22 protein-coding genes and 1 riboswitch are annotated in these 23,641 nt (G+C 55.1%); of the genes, 9 read left to right on the top strand and 13 right to left on the bottom strand.

Features of this window, described 5'->3' with window-relative positions; genetic code table 11:
• Positions 1–165 precede the first annotated feature (165 nt).
• Positions 166–2,379, bottom strand: coding sequence for a primosomal protein N' (locus Q3Y58_RS00860; RefSeq protein WP_413697768.1), 2,214 nt, complete (start codon positions 2,377–2,379; stop codon positions 166–168).
• Between the two features lie 151 nt (positions 2,380–2,530).
• Here Q3Y58_RS00860 and fsa point away from each other — a divergent pair, with 151 nt between their 5' ends.
• The 6 genes from fsa to Q3Y58_RS00830 all read left to right on the top strand — a co-directional run bounded on the left by fsa (position 2,531) and on the right by Q3Y58_RS00830 (position 7,255).
• Positions 2,531–3,184, top strand: coding sequence for a fructose-6-phosphate aldolase (fsa, locus tag Q3Y58_RS00855; protein ID WP_274217895.1), 654 nt, complete (start codon positions 2,531–2,533; stop codon positions 3,182–3,184).
• Between the two features lie 191 nt (positions 3,185–3,375).
• Positions 3,376–4,110 (top strand): endonuclease, encoded by a 735-nt coding sequence (locus tag Q3Y58_RS00850; RefSeq protein ID WP_319620616.1) that lies wholly within the window; start codon positions 3,376–3,378, stop codon positions 4,108–4,110.
• Positions 4,111–4,163: 53 nt separating this feature from the next.
• Positions 4,164–5,123, top strand: a complete 960-nt coding sequence (locus Q3Y58_RS00845; RefSeq protein ID WP_319620615.1) for a tyrosine recombinase XerC — start codon at positions 4,164–4,166, stop codon at positions 5,121–5,123.
• A gap of 57 nt (positions 5,124–5,180) precedes the next feature.
• A riboswitch (TPP riboswitch) is annotated at positions 5,181–5,270 on the top strand.
• Between the two features lie 61 nt (positions 5,271–5,331).
• Positions 5,332–6,132, top strand: a complete 801-nt coding sequence (thiM, locus tag Q3Y58_RS00840; RefSeq protein WP_319620613.1) for a hydroxyethylthiazole kinase — start codon at positions 5,332–5,334, stop codon at positions 6,130–6,132.
• Positions 6,132–6,773 carry a thiamine phosphate synthase gene (gene thiE / locus Q3Y58_RS00835; RefSeq protein WP_319620612.1) on the top strand — a complete coding sequence of 214 codons (642 nt, stop codon included), beginning with the start codon at positions 6,132–6,134 and terminating at the stop codon, positions 6,771–6,773. The genes thiM and thiE overlap by 1 nt, the downstream gene beginning before the upstream one ends.
• A gap of 56 nt (positions 6,774–6,829) precedes the next feature.
• On the top strand, positions 6,830–7,255 hold the full coding sequence (locus Q3Y58_RS00830) for a hypothetical protein (RefSeq protein WP_274217890.1): 426 nt from the start codon (positions 6,830–6,832) through the stop codon (positions 7,253–7,255).
• Positions 7,256–7,261: 6 nt separating this feature from the next.
• On the opposite strand, the gene Q3Y58_RS00825 is transcribed toward Q3Y58_RS00830, so the two are convergent.
• The 10 genes from Q3Y58_RS00825 to Q3Y58_RS00780 form a co-directional block, all read right to left on the bottom strand.
• Positions 7,262–7,702 (bottom strand): hypothetical protein, encoded by a 441-nt coding sequence (locus Q3Y58_RS00825; RefSeq protein WP_319620611.1) that lies wholly within the window; start codon positions 7,700–7,702, stop codon positions 7,262–7,264.
• 143 nt (positions 7,703–7,845) lie between these two features.
• On the bottom strand, positions 7,846–9,249 hold the full coding sequence (lpdA, locus tag Q3Y58_RS00820) for a dihydrolipoyl dehydrogenase (RefSeq protein WP_319620610.1): 1,404 nt from the start codon (positions 9,247–9,249) through the stop codon (positions 7,846–7,848).
• Positions 9,250–9,331: 82 nt separating this feature from the next.
• Positions 9,332–10,864, bottom strand: coding sequence for a 2-oxoglutarate dehydrogenase complex dihydrolipoyllysine-residue succinyltransferase (odhB, locus tag Q3Y58_RS00815; protein ID WP_319620609.1), 1,533 nt, complete (start codon positions 10,862–10,864; stop codon positions 9,332–9,334).
• Between the two features lie 65 nt (positions 10,865–10,929).
• A complete protein-coding gene (locus Q3Y58_RS00810; RefSeq protein WP_274217886.1) occupies positions 10,930–13,899 on the bottom strand; it encodes a 2-oxoglutarate dehydrogenase E1 component in 2,970 nt (989 codons plus the stop codon).
• Between the two features lie 180 nt (positions 13,900–14,079).
• A complete protein-coding gene (gene sucD / locus Q3Y58_RS00805) occupies positions 14,080–14,994 on the bottom strand; it encodes a succinate--CoA ligase subunit alpha (protein WP_274217885.1) in 915 nt (304 codons plus the stop codon).
• On the bottom strand, positions 14,994–16,193 hold the full coding sequence (sucC, locus tag Q3Y58_RS00800) for an ADP-forming succinate--CoA ligase subunit beta (RefSeq protein ID WP_319620608.1): 1,200 nt from the start codon (positions 16,191–16,193) through the stop codon (positions 14,994–14,996). Before sucC ends, sucD begins: the two co-directional genes overlap by 1 nt.
• Before the next feature lie 67 nt (positions 16,194–16,260).
• Complete coding sequence (mdh, locus tag Q3Y58_RS00795; RefSeq protein WP_274217883.1) at positions 16,261–17,223, bottom strand: malate dehydrogenase; 963 nt, start codon at positions 17,221–17,223, stop codon at positions 16,261–16,263.
• 189 nt (positions 17,224–17,412) lie between these two features.
• Positions 17,413–18,570 (bottom strand): cell division protein ZapE, encoded by a 1,158-nt coding sequence (zapE, locus tag Q3Y58_RS00790; protein WP_319620607.1) that lies wholly within the window; start codon positions 18,568–18,570, stop codon positions 17,413–17,415.
• Between the two features lie 211 nt (positions 18,571–18,781).
• Positions 18,782–19,315 (bottom strand): protease inhibitor Inh/omp19 family protein, encoded by a 534-nt coding sequence (locus Q3Y58_RS00785; protein ID WP_319620605.1) that lies wholly within the window; start codon positions 19,313–19,315, stop codon positions 18,782–18,784.
• A 179-nt stretch (positions 19,316–19,494) separates the two neighbouring features.
• The gene (locus Q3Y58_RS00780) at positions 19,495–19,953 is read right to left on the bottom strand and encodes an arsenate-mycothiol transferase ArsC (RefSeq protein WP_274217880.1); all 459 of its coding nucleotides are present in this window, start codon (positions 19,951–19,953) and stop codon (positions 19,495–19,497) included.
• A gap of 304 nt (positions 19,954–20,257) precedes the next feature.
• Between Q3Y58_RS00780 and Q3Y58_RS00775 the strand changes: the two genes are divergently transcribed.
• The gene (locus Q3Y58_RS00775; protein WP_274217879.1) at positions 20,258–20,635 is read left to right on the top strand and encodes an MAPEG family protein; all 378 of its coding nucleotides are present in this window, start codon (positions 20,258–20,260) and stop codon (positions 20,633–20,635) included.
• A gap of 74 nt (positions 20,636–20,709) precedes the next feature.
• On the opposite strand, the gene Q3Y58_RS00770 is transcribed toward Q3Y58_RS00775, so the two are convergent.
• The gene (locus Q3Y58_RS00770; RefSeq protein WP_319620603.1) at positions 20,710–21,528 is read right to left on the bottom strand and encodes a DNA polymerase beta superfamily protein; all 819 of its coding nucleotides are present in this window, start codon (positions 21,526–21,528) and stop codon (positions 20,710–20,712) included.
• 121 nt (positions 21,529–21,649) lie between these two features.
• Positions 21,650–22,000 (bottom strand): carboxymuconolactone decarboxylase family protein, encoded by a 351-nt coding sequence (locus tag Q3Y58_RS00765; RefSeq protein ID WP_319620602.1) that lies wholly within the window; start codon positions 21,998–22,000, stop codon positions 21,650–21,652.
• Between the two features lie 213 nt (positions 22,001–22,213).
• Here Q3Y58_RS00765 and Q3Y58_RS00760 point away from each other — a divergent pair, with 213 nt between their 5' ends.
• Together Q3Y58_RS00760 and Q3Y58_RS00755 are read left to right on the top strand one after the other, a co-directional pair.
• Positions 22,214–22,813, top strand: a complete 600-nt coding sequence (locus tag Q3Y58_RS00760; protein WP_319620601.1) for a TetR/AcrR family transcriptional regulator — start codon at positions 22,214–22,216, stop codon at positions 22,811–22,813.
• 112 nt (positions 22,814–22,925) lie between these two features.
• Positions 22,926–23,609 carry an outer membrane protein gene (locus Q3Y58_RS00755; RefSeq protein WP_274217875.1) on the top strand — a complete coding sequence of 228 codons (684 nt, stop codon included), beginning with the start codon at positions 22,926–22,928 and terminating at the stop codon, positions 23,607–23,609.
• Positions 23,610–23,641 lie beyond the last annotated feature (32 nt).

Genomic DNA, 23,641 nt, shown 5'->3' with positions numbered 1-23,641 from the left:
AGATTCCAACACCTTGAAAAGTCGCTTCTAATTCAGTTTCTTGGAAACAGAGTTGAGTGGTCTGTATCCTTAAAGCCGCGCTTCGCATAGCACAGGCATGACAGCCATGCAATACGGGCTAAGTATTCCAACGCACAGCCCATGGATTGTATCGGCGTTGGAGTGCTACATGAAGCTCTGCGGATCGATGTCCACCTGTAGGCGGACTGCATTTCTAGGCTGATCTACTCTTTGTAGCCAAGCTCGCAGAAACCCTTGCAAATCAAACCCTCTACGGGCAATCACTAATACACGAAAACGAAATCTGCCGCGCACCTGAGCCATTGCTGCCTCTGCCGGACCAAGAATGGACACCGGGCTATCAACAGGTGCAGCGCGCACCACATGTAGTGCATAACTTTCAGCAGTCGGTCGATCCGGGCCGGAAATGATGAGCGCAGCGAGTCTTCCAAAAGGCGGCAAACCCGCGTGTTCGCGCGACTCAATCTCGACGCCGTAAAAGTTATCTGGCTTACCGGAGAGCAGCGCCTTGATGACGGGCTGGTCGGGATTGTAGGTCTGCAGGAAGCCTTTTCCGCCTCCGCTGATGCGTCCTGCACGCCCTGTCACCTGCGCTAAAAGCTGAAATGTTTTTTCAGCGGCCCTAGGGTCACCATTGGCAAGCCCAAGATCGGCATCGATCACCCCGACAAGCGTCATGAGGGGGAAGTTGTGACCCTTTGCCACAAGCTGAGTGCCGATCACGATGTCCACTTCGCCCTTTTCAATGAGCTCCATTTCTCGTTTGATTCGCTCATTTCCGCCCGGCAGGTCCGACGACAGCACCAAAACACGGGCCTCAGGGAAGAGATCTGCGACATCTTCACCTATTCTTTCCACGCCTGGGCCGCAGGCCACCAGCGTATCAGGCTTGCTGCATTCCGGGCATTTGTCTGGAATCGGCTGCGAATAACCACAGTGGTGACAAACGAGTCGCCCCTTGAACCGGTGCTCCACCAGCCATGCCGAGCAGTTTTCGCAGTGGAACCGGTGTCCACACGAGCGGCATAGCGTTAGCGGTGCATAACCGCGCCGGTTCAGGAACAGGAGCACCTGATTGCCATCTGTCAGCGTTTCCTGAATCTCACGCACGAGGGTGGGAGCCAGCCAGCGGCCCCGCTCCGGTCCATCCGTTCGCATGTCGATGCCGACCAGCTCGGGCAGCTCAGCGCCGGACGCCCGCTCTGGCAGGGACACCAATTCATAGCGGCCAAGCTGCGCGTTCACCCGGCTTTCCACGGAGGGCGTTGCGCTGGCCAAGATTACGGGAAACCCAGAAATGTGTCCGCGAACGACGGCCATATCACGTGCATTATAAGGAACACGGTCATCTTGCTTGTACGCCCCGTCATGTTCTTCATCGACCACGGCAAGACCAAGATTGCAGAACGGCAGGAACAACGCAGATCGGGCGCCGACAACAACCTTCACCTCGCCATTGGCGACACCACGCCATGTCCGTTCGCGCCGCCTGGCGGGCACTTGTGAATGCCACTCGGCAGGCCGGACACCAAAGCGCCGTTCAAAACGCTCAAGAAACTGACTGGTGAGAGCAATTTCCGGCAGCAAGATGAGAGCCTGCTGTCCGTTGCGCATGGTTTCTGCCAGCGCTTCAAAATAGACCTCGGTTTTACCGGAGCCCGTGACACCATCTATCAGGAAGCATTTGAAGCCGTGGCCGACGGCAGCCACAAGGCGCTCGGCAGCCTCGGACTGCATCGGGGTGAGCGTTGGTCCGGGCAGGTTGGGGTCAGGATCCGGCAAGGGCGGCGTTGCCGGGAGAAAGGTTGTCTCAAGGACGCCCTGCTCTTTCAAACCATCCACAACAGAAGGGCTCACGCCCGCAGCACCAGCCAAGCCGGCCTTGGTCCAGGCCATGCCCTCGTCCAACAGCTCAAGCACGCGCTTTCGGGCAGCGGTTTGCCGTTCCGGCTCCTTGCCAAGGATGCGGCGAAAGCCGAGCACCTGCTTTTCTGGCTCCAGCGCCTCTTCTGAGCGCAGCACCATGCGCAGCACCATGCCCGGCGCACCAAGTGTCCAATTTGCCACCCAGTCCACAAAGCGGCGCAGGTCTTCTCCAAGAGGAGCGGCGTCGTAAACGTGTTCGATGCTCTTCAATTTCTTGGGGTTAACCGATCCATCCGGCTCCCCGTCCCAGACCGCACCGACAACCGTGCGGGTGCCCAGCGGTACTCGCACGATTGAGCCCGGCCGAACCTGCATTCCCTGTGGGACTTTATAGGAATAAGGGCCTGCGACAGCGACTGGAACCAGCACAGGCACAATTAGCGCTTGATTTCCAAGAGGTAGGTCGCCAAAAATTTCCGCAGTTCCTTCCAAGCCTCAAGTCCTTTTGTTGGTTTGCATATAGAAGACTGTAGGATCAACGCAGTCTAGGCTAAAGAAGGCACGTCATAGACTCATTTCTGGATAACCTCCCCATCTAACAACAGGTTGGGGCTGGAAGAATGAAAACAGGAGCCATTTTGGCATGAAGTTCTTCGTCGACACTGCTGACACTGCAGAAATTCGTGAGCTGGCAGAAACAGGCCTTCTCGACGGTGTTACCACCAACCCGTCACTGATCATGAAGGCTGGCCGCCCAATGAAAGAGGTCATTGCTGAGATCTGCGACATCGTAGACGGCCCTGTCTCCGCAGAAGTGGTTGCCATGGAAAAAGAAGCCATGCTGACCGAAGCGAAAGAGTTGTCTGCCATCGCCGACAACATTTGCATCAAGCTTCCGCTGACCCTTGATGGCCTGAAGGCTTGCCGCGTTCTTTCCGACAAGGGCGTGCAGACCAACGTGACCCTTTGCTTCTCGGCAAATCAGGCACTGCTGGCAGCCAAGGCCGGGGCGACTTTCATCTCTCCATTCATTGGCCGTCTTGACGACATCAACGTCGAAGGGCTGGACCTGATTGCTGAGATCCGTCAGATCTATGACAACTACGCGTTCGAAACCGAAATTCTGGCAGCTTCCATCCGCTCCGTGAACCACGTGAAGGATTGTGCCTTGATCGGTGCCGATGTGGCGACCATTCCACCTGCAACACTGAAGTCTCTCGTGAAGCACCCACTCACCGACAAGGGGCTGGAAGCCTTCATGAAGGATTGGGAAAAGACCGGTCAGAGCATCGTCTGATCAGCTCGCCGAGCACAATTGAGTTTGTTGGAGCGCAGGTTTTCGGGCCTGCGCTTTTTCATTTTGCGACGCTCTTACACAGAAGAATGCAGGCCATTCAAAAGTCAGCGGCATGCTTAACACATTCTTAAGCGCCCTGCGTCCACCTCTCTTGAAAGCAACAAGACTGCACAAGACAGGTTTCAACGATAATGGCAACGTTCCGCCTTTGGCTCTGCACGCTTCTTCTCATCCTGCTGAGCGGCCCCTCACTTGCTCAGCCAGATTTCTCATTCAGCACCGCAAAAAAGCATCTTGAGCGCTCCATCTATAAAGAAGTGTCCGAGCGCACCAGCTTTTACTGTGGCTGCAGCTACTCCGACGAGAAACAAGTAGACGCGGCGTCCTGCGGCTATGAGCCTCGCAAGAATGCAAAACGCGGCAGCCGGATCGAGTGGGAGCACATCGTGCCCGCTTCCCGGTTTGGCAAGGACCGGGTCTGTTGGAGCGAAGGGCATGAGGCCTGCGTCACTTCAAAGGGCAAGACCTACAAGGGGCGTCGATGCTGTGGCAAAGTGGATGCTGAGTTCCGAGCCATGGAAGCCGACCTTCACAATCTTGTCCCCGCTGTTGGCGAATTGAACGGAGATCGTTCCAACTTCCGCATCTCTTCTTTGGAAGGCGAGCCACGCGCTTATGGCGCTTGTGACTTCGAGATAGATTTCACGGCTAAGGTCATGGAGCCCCAAGAGGGGATAAGAGGGGACATCGCCCGAGCTTACCTTTATATGAATGCGACCTACAACATGCCGCTGACCGATGAGGAGCGCGACATGTACCTGAACTGGAATGAGATGGATCCGCCCTCCGATTGGGAGCTTGAACGCAACCAACGTATCCTTTTTATTCAAAACAACGCAAATCCGCTCATCGCGCCGGGTTCCTGATTTCGCAAGGCTTCGGTAACCATTCCTAGAGTGTTTTTGGGTTAGCTCGTGTCATGGCAAATCCTGCAGATAACACCGACCAACTGCTGATCATCGCGCAACCGGACCTGAACGCCGGGATTGATGATTGGCTTGATCATCTGGGGTCAGAACGGCGGCTTTCAGAGAACACACTGGAAGCCTATGAGCGCGACGTTCGCCAATTCCTGCGGTTTTTGACGGATCATTTGGGCGGCGCGCCTGCCATCAACGACCTCAAGGACTTGAGACCGGCCGATTTCCGTGGCTTTCTGGCCCGCCGTCGCCAAACCGGGGCGCAGACCCGCACTCTGGCGCGCGGCCTTGCAGGTGTACGCTCATTCCTCTCATTCTTGGAGCGCCGGGGCGAGGTCAATGCTGCCGGAGCAGCGGCTGTCCGCACCCCGCGTCTGCCCCGCAGCCTGCCGAAACCCATCAACGTGGAAGACGCAAAAACGATTGTCAGCAAGGACTTAGCCTTTGAAGACACCCCTTGGGTGGAAGCGCGCAATGCCGCCGTCTTCACGCTGCTTTATGGATGCGGGCTTCGTATTTCTGAGGCCCTTTCCCTGACACCGGCAACAGCACCAAAGCCGAGCGACAAGTCCATTCGCATTCGCGGCAAGGGCGGCAAGGAGCGGCTCGTTCCTGTTCTGCCCGTAATTGTTGAGGCAATCGAAGACTACAAGGCTCAGTGCCCGCACACTCTGGAGCCAACGGGACCGTTGTTCGTTGGCGTGCGCGGCGGCAAGCTGAACCCGCGCGCGATCCAGCTCGCCATGCAGAAAATCCGCGGCGCTCTTGGCCTGCCGGACACGGCGACGCCCCATGCCTTGCGCCACTCCTTCGCAACGCATCTGCTTTCTGGCGGCGGCGACCTGCGCTCCATTCAGGAATTGCTTGGCCACGCCAGCCTTTCAACCACGCAGATTTATACGGAAGTCAACAGCGCTCGCTTGCTTGATGCATATGACAAGGCGCATCCACGTCGGTAATCCTCACCTTTCGGGCTGAAGCCCGTTGAATTTCCGGGGTTTCACACCTAGTCTATTCCCTGTGAACCGGGGTGCCCGAAAGGGCTGAGATTAGACCCGTATGACCTGATCTGGATAATGCCAGCGAAGGGAGCGATCACAAACTTAGGCGGCAAACACGCTTGAGCCCTCTTCTTTCTCGCTCTCCTCGCTCACAAAGGAAGTATCGATGAACCTGATCGAGAGCGCTTGTGAGACCCTCACCAAAATTCGACAGACCAGCCCGCTGGTCCACAACATGACCAATATTGTGGTGGCTAACACCACTGCGAACGCTTTGCTCGCCATTGGCGCTTCCCCTGCGATGGTTGATGGCCCTGAGGAAGCTCCTGAACTGGCTTCGGTAGCAGGCGCGCTGGTTGTAAATGTGGGTACCGTGACCCCCGCGCAGGCAGAAGCCATGAAGCTGGCCTGTGCCGCTGCGCAAAAAGCTGGCCGCCCCTGGGTGCTGGATCCTGTGGCTGTTGGCGCACTGACGTTCCGCACCAACCTTGCCAAAGAGCTGCTGGCCTTCAAGCCTACCGTCATTCGGGGTAACGCCTCCGAGATCATGGCATTAGCCGGCGAAGGTTCAGGCGGAAAAGGCGTTGACAGCACCGACAGCTCCGAGGCGGCGCTGGTTGCGGCCAAAACACTGGCCAGAACGAGCGGGGCCGTGGTCGCGGTCTCCGGACCAACCGACTACACCACTGACGGAGAACGTACTCTGACCGTGAAAAATGGCCACGAGCTCATGCCGTTCGTGACGGGTCTCGGCTGTACTGCAACCGCCCTGACCGGTGCTGCGGTTGCCGTGGCAGAAGACAAGCTGGAGGCCGCGGCGCATGCGCTGCTGTTCCTGGGTCTAGCTAGCGAAACTGCCGCTCAAGACACGGCAGGGCCTGCCAGCCTCCAGGTCGACATCATCAATCAGCTTTATCACCTGACGCCTGAGCAAGTGAAGGAAGCCGGCAAACTGGATAGTCTCTGATGCCCCAAATTGACCTTTCCGTCTATCTCATCATTGGCCCTCAGGACTGCCCCGGACAAGATCCGGTGGCCGTGGTGGAGGCGGCAGTGAACAATGGAACGACGCTGGTGCAGCTTCGTGACAAAACTGGCTCTACTCGTGAGCAAGTTGACCTTGCGCGGCGCATGATGGCTGTTCTGGAGCCAAAGGGCATCCCACTCATTGTAAATGATCGGGTCGATGTTGCTCTGGCGGTAGATGCGCCCGGCGTTCATGTGGGCCAGAGTGACATGAGTGCTGCCGATGCGCGCCGTCTGATTGGCCCCGAGAAGGTCTTGGGCCTTTCCGTTTCAAGTCAAACAGATCTTGATGCCGCTGATCCGGCAATTCTGCAGTATCTTGGCATCGGCGCTTGCTATCCAACCGGCTCCAAGGCCGACGCCGATGATGTTGGAATCAAGTCTTTCGGTGCGCTCACCGCGCAAAGCAGCCTTCCTGTGGTGGGAATCGGCGGAATCAACCACAGCAATGCCGAGGAAGTAATCGCCCATGGCGCGGCAGGAGTTGCTGTGATTTCGGCGATATGCGGGGATCATATGCCAGGAAAAGCGTCCGCTGACTTGGCAAAACTGGTATTTCAGGCAAAACAGCGTTACGCTTGATCAGCACAACTGTATAGGGGCCGCCCACGACCCTAGATGTGCAAGGGGAGCATGACATGATTGGCCTTACGCTTATTTTGACCATTCTCGTGGCAACGAGCTTTTTAGTTGCGGATACGGATAGTGTTCATGCAACGGAGCGCGGCCAATGCCCGACCCATATTGCCGGCGAGTGGTACAATCCAGAGGCGGAACTTCACGATCTGAGCCGAATGCACCTGAAAGTCGACTGCACTGGGTCCGCACCTGAAATCAGTGCACGGGTGCAAACCTCTTGCCGCCCGCGCGATTGTTCTTGGGGCTGGAGTGATGGATTGCTCCATCAATCCGGCATCATGCTGTTCCAATACGGCGGCATCTTCAAGTCTCAGCACCTCAATGTTTTGCCAGGTCAAGACCGCCTTGAGGTGCACATGAAGACAAGCGTGCATGGCGACGAGAGCAAGAACCTAAAACGTAATTTCATCTTGCTGAGAGACTGAAACCCTTCAGCCTCCGCCCAGAACCGCAAATGCCACAAGGGCCAGACCGCCCAAGATTGCCGCCCACAGCAGCATGTGTGAGAGTGCGCGTAAGACCAGCAAACTGAAAGCGCCGATCCCTGCACCGGCTGCTGCGACCAGAAGCTGGCCATCAGGCTGTGCGTTTGGCGCAAATACAGTTACCGCGACTACTGCTCCGATCGCGGCAAAGACCGCATAAACCCACCAAGGCATCTTGTCCCACATGTTGTCGATGGCATCGGAATTTCCCCCGATTATCGTTGGGGTTTGATGTACTGGAGAACGCTGCCCGGAAGCCGTATCTTCAAGGTAAATGCCCTTCATCGCCGCTTGGGCGCGAACGGCCGGGTCGGCATGTGAGTTCGTTCCAGAATGGACCGCTTTTCGTATTTGGTCATCTACATACTTGTCATACCCATCAGACATTTCCGTTCCCCCGATCTCAGTGCTGAATGCTCATCAACCTAAAGGTGCAAATGTGAACAGGGATGAAGACAGCCCCCTCATAGAAAAGGCCGCTACGCATGACGTATCGGCCTTTTCTCTGTCTTTTACTTTTAGGTAGCAAACTACATATGAATTGGCTGGGCGAACACTGCCATAGCAGCTTCCTTGACCGCTTCGGACATGGTCGGGTGCGCGTGACAGGTGCGAGCCAGATCTTCCGAAGACCCGCCAAACTCCATCAGGACGCAGGCTTCATGGATCATGTCGCCTGCGCCATGGCCAATGATGTGAACGCCAAGAACCTGATCGGTCTCGGCGTCGGAAAGAACCTTGACCATGCCATCGGTTGACAGCATCGCCTTTGCGCGGCCGTTCGCCGTGAACGGGAACTTGCCTGCCTTGTACTTGACGCCTTCAGCTTTAAGCTCGTCCTCGGTCTTGCCAACAGACGCCACTTCCGGGGCCGTGTATACAACGCTCGGAATCACATTGTAGTTCACGTGACCGGCTTGACCGGCGAGGATCTCGGCAACAGCAACGCCTTCATCTTCAGCTTTGTGAGCCAGCATAGGACCCGTGATCACATCACCGATGGCGTAGATACCATTCACGTTGGTCTTGAAGTGCGCATCCGTTTTCACCCGGCCACGCTCATCCAGCTCAACGCCGGCTTCCTGAAGGCCGAGGCCTTCCGTGTAAGGGCGGCGACCGATTGCAACCAGAACCACATCAGCGTCAATGGTCTCAGCATGCGCTTCCCCTTCGGCTGGTTCTACTGTCACTTCCAGACCGCGCCCCTTCTTGGTAACGCCTGTTACCTTGGAAGACATCTTGAACTCGATGCCTTGCTTTTTCAGCATGCGCATGAACTGGCGAGAGACGTCGGCATCCATTGGGCCAAGGATCTTGTCCATGAACTCCACAACGGTGACCTGAGAACCAAGGCGCGCGTAAACAGAGCCCAGTTCCAGACCAATCACACCAGCGCCGACGACAACCAGCTTACCTGGAATCTTCTCCAGTTCCAGAGCGCCCGTGGAGGAAACGATCTGCTTTTCATCGACCTCGATGCCCGGCAGAGACATCACGTCAGAGCCAGTCGCAATGACAATGTTCTTTGTCTCAAGAATAGAGGTTGAGCCGTTTTCAGCGGTGACTTCCACCTTACCGGCACTCAGGATGCGGCCCGTGCCGTGATGCGCTTCAACCTTGTTTTTCTTGAACAGGAAGTCGATGCCGGTCACGTTGCTCTCAACAACGTTTTCCTTGTTGGCAAGCATTGCCTTCCAGTCAACCTTAGGCTTGGAGGTCTTGATGCCGAGCTTCTCAAAATTGTGCGTCGCATCTTCAAACACTTCGGAGGAGTGCAGCAGTGCTTTGGACGGAATGCAGCCAATGTTCAGGCAGGTGCCGCCGTGGGTTTTGCGCTTTTCGACAACGGCCACCTTCATACCAAGCTGAGCCGCCTTGATGGCGCACACGTAGCCGCCAGGACCTGTGCCGATAACGACGAGATCGTAGGACATATTCTAATCCCTATGTAAATCGTGAGCCCGAGGACGGGAAAGCGAGATGCCCGGCGCGAAGGCCGGGCAACGCTGAATTTTCTTAGAGATCCAGAACCAGACGCTGCGGATCTTCGAGGCTTTCCTTGACGCGAACGAGGAAGGTTACAGCCTCTTTGCCGTCAACGATGCGGTGATCATAAGAGAGCGCAAGGTACATCATCGGACGAATGACGACCTGACCATTCATGGCTACAGGACGCTCCTGAATCTTGTGCATGCCCAGAATACCAGACTGCGGTGCATTCAGAATTGGAGACGACATCAGAGAGCCGTAGACACCGCCGTTGGAGATGGTGAATGTTCCACCCTGCATGTCGGCCATGCCGAGCTTGCCATCACGCGCCTTGCGGCCCAGGTTGCCGATCTCTTTTTCAATCTCTGCAATGGACATCTGGTCGGCATCGCGAACGATAGGTACAACCAGGCCCTTGTCCGTGCCAACAGCAACGCCAATGTGGGCGTAGTTCTTGTAGATGATGTCCGTGCCATCGATCTCTGCGTTGACCGCAGGAATTTCCTTGAGCGCATGGGTTACAGCCTTCGTGAAGAAGCCCATGAAGCCCAACTTCACACCGTGCTTCTTCTCAAAGATGTCCTTGTACTGCTTGCGCAGATCCATCACCGGCTTCATGTCCACTTCGTTGTAAGTGGTCAACATTGCTGCGGTGTTCTGGGCATCCTTCAAGCGGCGGGCGATGGTCTGGCGCAGCTTGGTCATGCGGACACGTTCTTCGCGAACTTCATCTTCAGGAGACGATGGTGCGCGTGCAACAACAGGTGCGGCCTGTGCTGCCGGTGCGGCGGAGATACCTGATGCAACAGCTGCAATCACATCTCCCTTGAGAACCTGACCACGCTTGCCGGAACCTGCGACCTGATCTGGGGACAGGCCTTTTTCTGCCAGCATCTTGGAGGCGGACGGTGCCGGAGGCATCGAAGTAGACGGTGCAGGGCTGGAAGCAGCAGGTTGCGCTGGCGCAGCAGCTGCGGCGGCAGGTGCAGGTGTACTTACAGCAGCGCCTTCACCCGGGGCGATCTTGCAAAGCAGGTTACCCGGCTCAACGGTAGACCCTGTTGCCTGCGCAATCTCGATGACCGTACCCGCTACAGGGCTTGGCACTTCCTGAGCCGCCTTATCAGTTTCCAGTTCAACAAGGGTATCGTCCGCCTTTACGGCATCTCCTACCTTCACGAACCATTCACCGACTTCAGCTTCAGTGACGCTTTCACCAGCAGACGGCACAACAACGCTAACGGGCTCAGCAGACTTGAGCGCATCAGAAGAGCTTGGAGCTGCTTCTTCTTTTTTCGCCGGAGCAGGTGCAGCAGCGGCTGCGCCTTCCAGAATGGCACCAAGGAGCGCACCAACTTCTACGGTATCGCCTTCCTTGACCACGATGTTTTCGAGAGTACCCGCCGCTGGCGCGGGCACCTCTACAGTGACCTTGTCGGTTTCAAGTTCAACCAGTGGCTCATCCGCGGAAACGGCATCGCCTGGTTTCTTGAACCATTGAGCAATGGTCGCTTCGGTTACGGATTCACCCAGAGTGGGCACACGAATTTCCGTCGCCATAATCTTATCTCTTCTCAATTCAGGGCCCAATGGGCCGCTCGGACTGTATCTGTTAGCGTAGGATCTTACTCAGCGAACGCGTCGTCGAGGAAAGCCTGAAGCTGCGCAAGGTGCTTGGACATGAGACCTGTTGCTGTTGCCGCAGCAGCCGGACGACCGACATAACGCGGACGGCTCACCTTTGCGTTCACATGCTCCAGTACCCACTCGATGTACTCCTGAACGAAGAACCATGACCCCATGTTCTTCGGCTCTTCCTGACACCAGACCACATCTGCGTTCTTGAAGCGAGCCATCTCAACGCAAAGCGATTTGGTTGGGAACGGATAGAGCTGCTCCACACGCAGAATGTAGACATCATCAATACCGCGCTTCTCGCGATCTTCCAGAAGGTCATAGTAGACCTTACCGGTACAAAGGATCACACGGCGGATTTTGTCGTCTGGCTTCAGTGCGATGGTTGAGCCCGGATTGGTCTCGGCATCATCGTGCAGCAGACGGTGGAAGCAGCTGTCCGCAGCCATTTCTTCCAGCTTAGACACGGCGCGCTTGTGGCGCAGCAGTGACTTCGGCGTCATCAGGATCAGCGGCTTACGAATGTCACGCTTCAACTGACGGCGCAAAATGTGGAAGTAGTTGGCTGGCGTGGAGCAGTTTGCCACCTGCATGTTGTCTTCTGCACACATCTGCAAAAAGCGTTCAAGGCGTGCTGAAGAGTGTTCTGGGCCCTGCCCTTCATAGCCGTGTGGCAGCAGACAAACGAGGCCGGACATACGCAGCCATTTGCGCTCACCGGATGAGATGAACTGGTCGAACAGAACCTGTGCACCGTTGGCGAAGTCGCCGAACTGCGCCTCCCACAACGTCAACGCGTTTGGCTCTGCCAACGAGTAGCCATATTCAAAGCCAAGAACCGCTTCCTCGGAAAGCATGGAGTTGATGACTTCGTACCGCGCCTGCTTTTCTGCCAGATTGTTCAGCGGAATAAAGCGGTCTTCGTTGTCCTGATCATAAAGAACGGAATGGCGCTGAGAGAAGGTGCCTCGCTCACAGTCCTGACCGGACAGACGCACCGCATGCCCTTCACGCAACAAACCTGCAAAGGCAAGGGCTTCACCCGTTGCCCAATCGATCCCCTCGCCGGTCTCGATCATTTTTGCGCGGTTGTTCTGAAACCGGCGGATTGTGCGGTGTGCATTGAAGTCTTTCGGGATTTCGGTCAGCTTTTGACCAAGCTCCTTGAGAACATCCATGTCGATGCCGGTGCTGCCACGCCGAGGCTCGTCAACCTCTTTCGCCACCTTCATGCCAGACCACTTACCGTCGAGCCAGTCCGCCTTGTTCGGCTTGTAGGCCATGCCGGATTCAAACTCGCGGTCCAGATGAGAACGCCAGTTCTGGCGCGCCTCATCCACACTCTCGGCGGTGACCAGACCTTCCTTGACCAGCTTGTCTGCGTAGAGCTGCAGAGTCGTCGCGTGTTTGCGGATCTTGCGATACATGATCGGCTGGGTAAACGCAGGCTCATCACCTTCGTTGTGACCGTAGCGGCGGTAACAGATCATGTCGATCACCACCGGGCGGTGGAACCGCTGGCGGAACTCGATCGCGACCTTGGCCGCAAAAGTCACTGCTTCCGGATCATCTGCGTTCACGTGGAAGATCGGTGCCTCAATCACTTTCGCCACATCGGATGGATATGGAGACGAGCGTGAGAAACGCGGATTGGTGGTGAAACCAATCTGGTTGTTGATGATCACGTGAATTGAGCCGCCGGTGCGGTGACCGCGCAGAGCGGACAAACCGAAACACTCAGCCACAACGCCCTGCCCTGCAAATGCGGCATCACCATGGATGAGCAAAGGTAGCACGGAGCTGCGGTTTACTTCTGTGGTTTCAACCCAATCAGATAGCTGATCCTGCTTGGCGCGAGCCTTACCCAGGACGACCGGGTTCACGATTTCAAGGTGAGACGGGTTCGCAGTCAAAGACAGGTGAACGTTGTTGTCATCAAAGGAGCGATCGGAAGATGCTCCAAGGTGGTACTTCACGTCGCCGGAGCCTTCCACATCGTCGGGGGCATAAGAGCCGCCCTTGAACTCATGGAAGATGGCGCGGTGCGGTTTACCCATCACCTGCGACAGCACGTTCAACCGGCCGCGGTGGGCCATGCCAAGAACGATTTCTTCAATACCAAGCGCACCACCCCGCTTGATGATCTGCTCAAGTGCCGGGATGAGTGCTTCACCACCGTCAAGACCGAAGCGCTTGGTGCCGGTGTACTTCACATCCAGAAACTTCTCGAAACCCTCGGCTTCGATCAACTTGTTCAGGATTGCCTTTTTCCCTTCTGGGGTAAAGGCAACCTGCTTGTCCGGACCTTCAATGCGTTCCTGAATCCAGGCCTTTGCCGCCGGATCCGAGATGTGCATGAACTCAACACCAAGGGTAGAGCAATAGGTCCGCTTCAGGATGTCCAGCATCTGACGAATGCTGGCGAACTCCATGCCAAGCACATTGTCCAGGAAGATCTTGCGATCCCAGTCGTCCTCGGAAAACCCGTAGGTGGCAGGGTGCAGCTCTTCATGATCGCCCGGCTCAGCCAGGCTGAGCGGATCAAGGTCGGCATGCAAGTGACCGCGCATACGGTAAGCGCGGATCATCATGAGCGCACGCACACTGTCTCGGGTCGCCTGAAGCACGTCGGCCTCAGTCATCTCAACGCCAGTCTTTTTCGCCTTGGCCTTGATTTTGTCGCCAACTTCCTTCTCGGAGGGCCAGTCGCCATCCAGAGCGGAAATCAGTTCTCCGTTTGCCTGAACAGGCCAGTCCTTGCGTCCCCAAGTCGCCCCACGGGCCTCCTTGATGACGTCGTCAGGATTGTCCTGCAGTGTAGAGAAGAATTCCTGCCACTCTGGTTCGAGGGAACGAGGGTTCTCTTGGTACTGAGCGTAAAGCTCTTCGATATAGGAAGCGTTGGCGCCGTATAGGAACGACGTCAGCGCGAAGACATTGTTCGCGTCCTGCCGTGCCATGTTTTTTCAAGCGGACTTTTGATCCGCCTTCTTTGCTATGGGCTGGTGTTACCACTCGAGCCCTGACCCGCGACTGGCAGCAGAGTGGGTCTCGGCTACCTCTCATTATTATCGGCGGTTGGCACCAAGCGGAGCGCCAACCGCGTGTTCAGAAAGCCATTTGCGCTCAGCGCGGCGGGCTTATGCGGTTTCTTTCAGAAGTTCGACAAGCGTCTTGCCGAGCTTTGCCGGAGACGGAGAAACGCGGATGCCCGCTGCTTCCATCGCCGCAATCTTGTCTTCTGCACCGCCCTTGCCGCCGGAAATCACAGCACCTGCGTGACCCATGGTACGACCTGGAGGGGCTGTACGGCCCGCAATGAAGCCAACCATCGGCTTTTTGCGGCCCTTCTTTGCCTGCTCCTGAAGCCATTCGGCAGCTTCTTCTTCGGCGGAACCACCGATTTCGCCGATCATGATGATGGATTCCGTTTCTGGATCGTCCAGGAACATGTCCAGCATGTCGATGAACTCGGTGCCCTTTACAGGGTCGCCACCGATGCCAACGGCAGTTGTCTGGCCGAGACCTTCCTGAGAAGTCTGGAATACAGCTTCATAGGTCAGCGTGCCGGAACGGGAAACGATACCAACCGAACCCTTTTTGAAGATCGAGCCCGGCATGATGCCGATCTTGCACTCTTCAGGGGTCAGAACGCCTGGGCAGTTCGGGCCCAGAAGGCGGGAGTTGGAGTTGTCGAGGCGTGCCTTCACCTTGACCATGTCCGCGACCGGAATGCCTTCGGTGATGCAGACGATGAACGGGATTTCCGCATCAATTGCTTCGATGATCGCAGCGGCCGCGCCTGCTGGCGGCACGTAAACAACGGAAGCATTTGCCCCTGTTGCGTCCTTTGCTTCCTTTACAGAAGCAAAGATTGGCAGCTCAGCTGCGCCTTCGATCCCGCTGGACCAGGTTTCGCCACCCTTCTTCGGGTGTACACCTGCAACCATCTTGGTTCCAAAATACTCAAGCGCCTGCTCAGTGTGGAATGTGCCGGTTTTACCGGTCAGACCCTGAACGATGATTTTTGTGTCTTTATCGACGAGGATGGACATTAGTTGGCCTCCTTCACAGCAGCCACAATCTTCTGCGCTGCATCGTCAAGGTCGTCAGCCGGAATAACATTCAAGCCGCTCTCACTGATGATCTTCTTACCAAGTTCAACATTGGTACCTTCAAGACGAACAACAAGAGGTACCTGCAGACCAACTTCCTTCACCGCTGCAAGAACACCTTCCGCAATCACGTCACAACGCATGATGCCGCCGAAAATGTTAACGAGAATACCCTTAACATTTGGATCGGAAGTGATGATCTTGAAAGCTGCGGTCACTTTTTCTTTAGAAGCGCCACCGCCCACATCGAGGAAGTTGGCAGGCTCTGCACCGTACAGCTTGATGATGTCCATGGTTGCCATGGCCAGACCAGCGCCGTTCACCATGCAGCCGATGTTGCCATCAAGAGCTACGTAAGCCAGATCGTGCTTGGAGGCTTCGATTTCCTTCTCGTCTTCCTCGGTCTTGTCGCGAAGGGCGACAATGTCTTCGTGGCGGAAGAGCGCATTGCCATCGAAGGAGACCTTGGCGTCCAGAACGCGCAGGTGACCATCCTTCATGACGATAAGCGGGTTGATTTCGAGAAGAGACATATCCTTCTCGACAAACGCTTTGTAGAGGATCGGGAACAGCTTTAGGCCATCCGCACGCGCATCGCCTTCCAGCTTCAGCGCATCACACAACTGACCAGCCTTCTCGCCGGTGACACCATCGAGCGGGTTGATTGGCAGGGTGAGGATCTTCTCTGGGGTGGAATGGGCCACTTCTTCAATGTCCATGCCGCCTTCAGTGGACGCAACAAACGCCACCTGACCGGAGGAACGGTCTACCAGAAGAGAGAGATACAGTTCGCGCTCGATGTCGGCACCGTCTTCAATGTAGAGACGGTTTACGACCTTCCCTGCGTCGCCGGTCTGAGCGGTGACGAGAGTGTTGCCGAGCATGTCTTTTGCGTTCGCGATGACTTCATCAATGCTGAACGCCAGACGAACACCACCTTTGGCATCTGCAGGCAGTTCTTTAAACTTACCCTTACCACGGCCACCGGCATGGATCTGAGACTTTACAACCCAAAGCGGGCCAGGGAGTTTTTTGGCTGCGGCTTCTGCTTCGTCAGCAGAAAAGATCGCAACACCTTCAGCAACAGGAGCGCCGTACTCTTTCAGCACTGCCTTTGCCTGATATTCATGAATATTCATATGCTCTGCCTATTCCTAGGTGGGTGGAGCGCAGCTTGCACCGCTACGCTCCCGTCAGATCATGGTGTTATGCAAGAGCTGGCTGGATCTTTTTACAAGCTTCCACCAGACCCTCGACTGCGGATACGGAGTTGTCGAACATCGCTTTTTCGTCATTGTTGAGTTCGATCTCGACAATGCGCTCGATGCCGTTGGAACCGATTACGCAAGGCACGCCTACATACATATCCTTCTGGCCATACTGACCATCCAGGTGCGCTGCACATGGCAGAACGCGCTTTTTGTCCTTCAGGTAACTTTCAGCCATCTGAATTGCAGAAGCGGCTGGGGCGTAGAAAGCAGAGCCAGTCTTGAGCAGGCCAACAATTTCCGCGCCGCCATCACGGGTGCGCTGAACAATTTCTTCCATACGCTCAGCAGTGCACCAGCCCATCTTGACCAGATCGGTGAGCGGAATGCCAGCAACAGTGGAGTAACGGGTCAGCGGAACCATGGTGTCGCCATGACCACCAAGAACGAACGCAGTGACATCTTCCACGGAGACCTTAAACTCTTCAGCCAGGAAGTAGCGGAAGCGTGCGCTGTCCAGAACGCCTGCCATGCCAACAACCTTGTTTGCAGGCAAACCGGAGAACTTCTGCAGCGCCCAGACCATGGCATCAAGCGGGTTGGTGATACAGATGACGAATGCATTTGGGGCATACTTCTTGATGCCGGCGCCAACCTGCTCCATGACCTTCAGGTTGATTTCAAGTAGGTCATCGCGGCTCATGCCTGGCTTGCGCGGAACACCGGCGGTTACGATGACAACGTCAGCACCTTCGATTGCTTCGTAGGTGTTTGCGCCGGAAAGTGCAGAGTCAAAACCATCTACTGGAGAAGACTCCGCGAGATCGAGCGCTTTGCCCTGCGGCGTGCCCTCGGCGATGTCGAACAACACGACGTCACCCAGTTCTTTCAGGCCTGCCAGGTGAGCAAGCGTGCCACCAATTTGGCCTGCGCCAATCAAAGCAATCTTGTTCCGTGCCATATCAATTAGCTCCCGTTTACGTAATCCCATCACCTTAAAAAGGCGCTTATTTGTCGCAGTGCGTTACCGGGTTTTACGCATACACGCAAGGCAAACCGACGGGGCAACCGCGTTATTTCCCGTATATGGCATGTTTTTCGGATAAAAAAGCAGCTCTGAATCGTCAAAACTGAATTTTTTGTATTTTTTTCAGTTTTCGAATCTCGGCTCCTCCTCGAGATACTCCTCCGAACGCATCTCAATCAGACGGGAGGCCGTGCGATCGAATTCAAACACCTCGGTACCAGACGGCGCGCTATAGAGTTTGTCTGGCTCTGCATCTGCAGAGATGATGAGCTTGACCTTGTTGTCGTAGAGCGCATCAATGAGATTAATGAAGCGCTTTGCCTCATTTCTAAACCGCGCTTCAAGCACTGGTACATTTGCCAGAATGATAGTGTGGTACGCCTGCGCAATGCGCAGGAAGTCCGACGCCCCGAGCGGCTGACGGCAAAGCTCGTCGAAGGTGAACCACGCCACCCCAGCACAGGTCTTGTCGACCTTTATCTCACGACCGAGGTTCTCCAGTGTTTCAGAGTGTGGTGGCACGTTGTTTGTTAGGCTACGCCAGATCTCATTGAGTTGGCGATCGGATTCCGGCCCAAGCGGGCTCACGTAAACTTGGGTGCCTGCCAGCTTTTCAAGCCTGAAGTCCGTTCTAGAATCCAGCTTCAATACGTCGACCTTCTGCTGCAAAAGGTCGATAAACGGGAGTATGTGGCTTCGGTTCAAGCCGTCCTTGTAAAGATCCTTAGGATCCACGTTGGACGTCGCGACAACAACAACACCACGCTCGAAAAGCTTGGTGAACAGGCGCCCCAACAGCATGGCATCCGCGATATCGGTCACGGTAAATTCATCGAAACACAACAGACGTGTTTCTTCCGCAATTGCTTCTGCAACTGGCAAAATCGGGTCTGAATTTTTAGAATTTTTTTCAGAAATTTGTTTACGCGCTTCGAAAACCCGTGCGTGCGTTTCGGCCATGAACTCATGAAAATGCGATCGACGCTTCTTTGGCTCTGTTGCCACTTGATAGAAGAGGTCCATCAACATGGTTTTGCCGCGCCCAACCGAGCCCCAAATGTAAAGCCCTTTTGGCGCTGCAATCTGGGCTTTTCGTTTGCTGAACAGCCATCCCAGCGCGCTCTTTTTTGTGGCGATGCGCGCCTCGGTCAGCGCTGCATTCAATTCGTCCAGATGGCGCACAACAGCCACCTGGGCGCTATCAGCTTCAATTTCGCCCGCGTCTACCATTGCCTGGTAGCGCCCCTTCACGGTTACAGCGCTTGGTATCGCTTCAGTCACAAGGCCCCACTTTAGTTGTGTTGGTTCGATGGAGATCGGGGATCACCCTAGTCGAGTTTTTCAGCCTAGGCATAGTTCCTAGGCAATTTCGCAATCAAGCCAAAATCGCACGGACACCCCTATCAAAAAGTGGGAAGGCCACCTGATAGGTAAGAAAAACCCGGCGCCAGTTAAACTGTGCCGGGCTCAAAATCTCGGATTTTTCGCTTGATTAGCGGCGGAAGGAGATCGGTGCGCCGCTATTTGTTACGCCATTGAAGGAGCTGCCACCACCTGAGAGCTGCGCAATGTCAGAGCCTGCTGCATCTTTCAGAACAACCTGACTGCCGTTCAGATCCCATGCCGCGATGCGAGAGAGGCTCTCGTCGCTACAGCCACGGGTATTGGCGCGGTAACCGCCGCTCCATGTCGTCAGCGTCATGAATAGCTTACAGCTGTCCGCGCCAGATGCGACATCCCAACCGCCCAACAGATCGGTACGGCCCACGGAGCTGCCACCTGCTGCGCCTGGCGCTACCGAGGCGACCTGTGTCCCGTCAGCAGTGCCATCAAGAGGCTGGCCGGTGATTTCGCCCTGACTTGCACCCGGTTGCTGATCGAGAGGAGATAAGGAATCCCCTGCTACGGGTGTGGATGGTGTCGCTGGCAGCGGTGATACATAGCTGCGCGTATAGGTGGTGCGCTGGCACGCCATCGTTGAGATTGCGAGAACGGATACCAGTGCAATTGTCAAACCGCGGTTCATAGTGTCTTTCACCCTGCCTCAGTATGAGCGTGCATTAACCATAAGTGTCGTAAAGATTGACCCGAAAAGGTAAACAGACCAGTAACAAATTGGCCTAAATGCCTCGTTTCCCCAACACCGTCGCCGACAAAACTGGTTAATGCCGCCTACCTTTGCACAGAAACCAACTGTTTCACAAGTTAACCAGCTACCCGCCAGAGCATATGGTTTGTTTCAAACTGACCAGACAAAAGCGCACGATCAATTGATTCACGAATCCGCCGGAAAGCAGTCTTTGCATCTTCCAGAGAAGTGATCCGGTGATTTCCCGGAACAACCTGCCACTTGGAAACGACTGGGTCGTTCGCCCACTTTGGCGGCGTCATCATCAAAGCGTCGCTTTGCAGCTCGACGACGAAGTCCGGCTGAGGGGCATGTGGAAACGCAAAAATGTTCCACGATTTCGGTTCGAGGCCTTTATCAGCAATGCCTTTGTCTGCGAGAATCTTGCGACCATACTCGTTCATTCCATCGACAGGCATGGGGCCACCAGAAAAGGCGCGCACAACACCATTGGATTTCGCGTTCGCATAGGCTTCTGCCATCAGGCTCAGCAGCGCATTATCGACACAGACAAATAGAACGTTTGCTATTGCCATTCTATGTCTCCTAGGTCCGTTTTGGGACACCATTTCGTTCAGGGCCCGTTATCAATTTGGTGCCGGATGTAACTCGTTAACCCTTCGGTTCTGTGACACAGTTCAACGAAACTGAAAAATTCCAAAAGTATTGTGGGTAAAGTCGACTAAAGAACTAGGGCACCTTTAAGCAGATTAAACTTTAAACTGCATTGCATTAGAAAATTTGAACATAACTACTGAAAAGTACTAGTATCTTGCCGCCACCTCTAATACGCCTATCTACTTAATAATGCGAAGCTTTTAGAACAGGAGCACATTCAAAATGCCATTTGCCATCTGGTCGATTCTGATTGCGGGCCTGCTTCCTTTGGTTGCATTACTTCCGGGAAAAATGTCCAAGTCTTTCGACAACTCTGATCCTAGAAATCCAGAGTACTGGTCCGAGCCATTTCGGCGAAGAGCGCAGAGCGCGCATTACAACAGCCTAGAGGCGTTCCCATTCTTCGCTGTCGCAGTTTTCGTGGCACTCGGGCAAGGCGGAGACCCGGAATGGATCAACAGCCTGTGCGGCCTCTTTCTTTCCATGCGCGTTCTTTACATCGCCTGCTTCTGGCTCAACCGCGCTTCATTACGCTCGCTCACGTGGACTGTTGGCTTTGCGTGCACAATCGCCATCTTCACAACACCTGTTTGGACCTAACAGTCCATACACGCAGGGTAAACCTGCAATAACAAGGGGGTTAGTTGCCGCAAGGGCTGCGCCTGGTTCCGGGTTTAGCGCTGGTTAAGGACCGACCACCTGAGGAAGAAACGGTCCGCTTCCTGCATGATTTCGCGAGTAAACGGACGCCGTTTACGAGTCGCAAGTGCGGGACCGGCCTCAATTTCTGCGAGCAAAAGCTCTCCCACGGCGGTGGGAATCGGCTCCAGGTCCTTGAGTTGTCCCTGTCGCTGCCGATCCAACAACTCCACGATCTCACCACGAAGAACAGGGCGGATAAATACATCATCAAGAAGATGCGCGAGCTGAGCGGGCGGCAGGCCTTGCAGTTTGTGCTGTGAATACCAACGCAGCGATAGAGCCGGCCGGAGCAAATCAATCAGCTTTTCCGGCACCATTTCGCCCTGCGGCTGCCCTTTGAACCGACGATGGAATTTCAGCAGCAGTTGAAGATGACTTTGCGCAAAACGTACAGGATCGCCGTGCTCTTGTGCGAACCCAACGAAACTATCCTTGAAGCCCTTCACTGAAATCTGAGTAGGGGTGATGCGCAGCCAATCAACCGCTGTAGGATCACCTTGCAAAACCGCAACTAGCGCCTTGCGCAAATCCCAACCGATGATGTCGGTTGGGTCAATGCCCTCATCTTCGATGTGTTCTTCTTTGGGAAACAGCGAGAGGTAATGCTCAACCGAACGAACAAAGACAAACCGTGAAGAGGGAAACCCTGTGCTGCCCTCGCCAAGCTGGGTCAAGCAGACAGGATTGGCAGCTTGGAGGATGCAGATTGAATGCGCAGTAGCCAGCCGCTCCAAATGAGGAAGAACCTCTTTGGTCGCAGCGGATATGTTGGCATCTGTTTTTTCTGGCACACCCACAGCTTACATGCTCACAGCTCGATTTCTAGCAGGACTTACCTGCAAGACCATTCAAGAGCAAGTATGTAAGCTGCGCATGCTGTCAATTGGCGCTGCCATCAACGGGAATAGTAACTTATCCCTCGTTCTTAAAGGTATCGTATGCGGCAAGCGCTTCCGCACCATACATTACTGAAGGCCCCCCGCCCATGTAGATTGCAACGCCGATTGCCTCCATGACTTCCTCGCGTGTAGCGCCATACTTGATCGCCGCCTTTGCGTGATAGCCCAGACAGCCATCGCAACGAGCTGCAATACCGATGGCGAGCGCAATCAGCTCCTTGGTCTTGGAATCGAGGGCACCTGGTGCAATGGCGTTTTTGGCAACTTCACCAAATCCTTTCATCACACCGGGAATTCCGGGGCGCATTTCAGCAAGTCGGCCATCGGTCTGGGCGATGAATTCTTTCCAGTTATCTACGGACATGGGTCTCTCCTACTTATTTTAGATGGATCTAATATAAAGGGATGAATAGTGATCAACAACCGGATTTAAGTGCGTTCTTGTCGCAGTAAAACTATATAAATTATGAGTTTTTTCGTATATAACTGACTTTGGTAATCACGCGGGCGCGAGACGTTTTGTAACGCTGTGCCTTGTGGTTTGAAGTCTCAGGCAGTTCACCTTCACGAGAAAACAATGGCCATTGGAGAGATCCTAGCTGCAAGGGGGCGGGCAGCTGATGTCCTTGAAGCAGCAAGCAGCGCGTTCCTGAAAAATGGCTACGCGAAGACATCTCTGGCTGAGATCGCCAAGGGATCAGGCATCTCCATGGCCCACATCTATAACTTTTACCCCGGCAAGCTCCACTTGGTCTGCGCGGTTGTTGATGCGGAAATCGCTCGACTTGTCGCACGGCTTGAGACAGCAGTGGACCCCAATGCCAGCGCGGCAGCGCGCCTGAGCATGCTGCTTCTGCTAGAGCTTGAGGAGACCCACCGCCTCATCGATCAGCACAAGGGAATGCGAAGCTGCTTGCAGGTGATTATGAGCAAGCGGCCAAGGCATACTGAAGAGCTGCTGCGCCTGACGCGCCATCCCATCGAAACCATTTTGAGGTCCGGCGTCCTTGCAGAAGAGTTCGACATCCACAACTCCAAGAAGGCTGCCATTACCATTCAGTCTGCGACGACCAAGTTTCGCTTTCCGCAGCTTTGGAGCGATACGGACTATTCCATTTTGCGTGAGCAATGCGTCAGCGTCATCCGAATGCTGCTCAAGGGCATTGAGCGCCGGTAGACCAACGCGACGTCGCGTTATCAATGTTTTATAAAAATTTTCGCATTACCCTGCGGGTAGGTCAGAGGCATCCTCTGACTGGCTTAGGGCCTCAGCCCGCAAGGGGGTTCCCATGTATCGCGTGTTTGTATCTGCGTCTGCGATCATGGCCTGTGCGTTGCTTGCTTCCAACGCTCAAGCACAGCAGGTCATTGAAGACATTGGAATTGAAGAAGAACAAGAGATTGCAGAGACCGAAATATTTTTGGAGCCTTTGCTTTATGACTGGTCAGGTGCTTACGTCGGTGCCTCGGCTGGGTACGCCCACTTGAGAGGGCAAGACCGATTTGACTCCAGCAGTGGCTATGATGGCGCGGTTGGTGGGCTTTACGCTGGCTACAACTATGTTTATCAGGATGTTTTCATTGGCGCGGAGATTGAAGGCAATCTTTGGGGGTTCAGCGGGCATTCATCCTCAGGTCTGGACCTTGATTCAGACTACCTGCTCGCAGCCAAGGTGCGCGCTGGCATCATCTGGGAGTACATTCTCGCCTATGTGGATGCAGGTGTCGCAACAAGTCGGATAAGCGCAGAAAACCCGAACTTCGGTGGCGGCAGCGATTCCAATCAAATGACAGGCTGGATGGTTGGCGGCGGCGTTGAAGCGATGGTGGCTGACAACCTGTCCTTACGCCTTGACTATCAGCATATAGACTTTGGCTCTGACACCTTCCGGATTGGCTCCACGTCCTTCAGCGAAGATGTGACGAGCGACATCGTGCGTATCGGCATCACCTATCACTTTGAGACCTTCTAGAAAAAAAGCCGCCCGAAGGCGGCTTTGAAAGC

The sequence above is a fragment of the Nesiotobacter zosterae genome (assembly GCF_033843645.1).
Taxonomy (GTDB): Bacteria; Pseudomonadota; Alphaproteobacteria; order Rhizobiales; family Stappiaceae; genus Pseudovibrio; species Pseudovibrio zosterae.
Note: the sequence above shows the minus strand (reverse complement) of the source record. Positions and strands in the feature narration are given on the sequence as shown.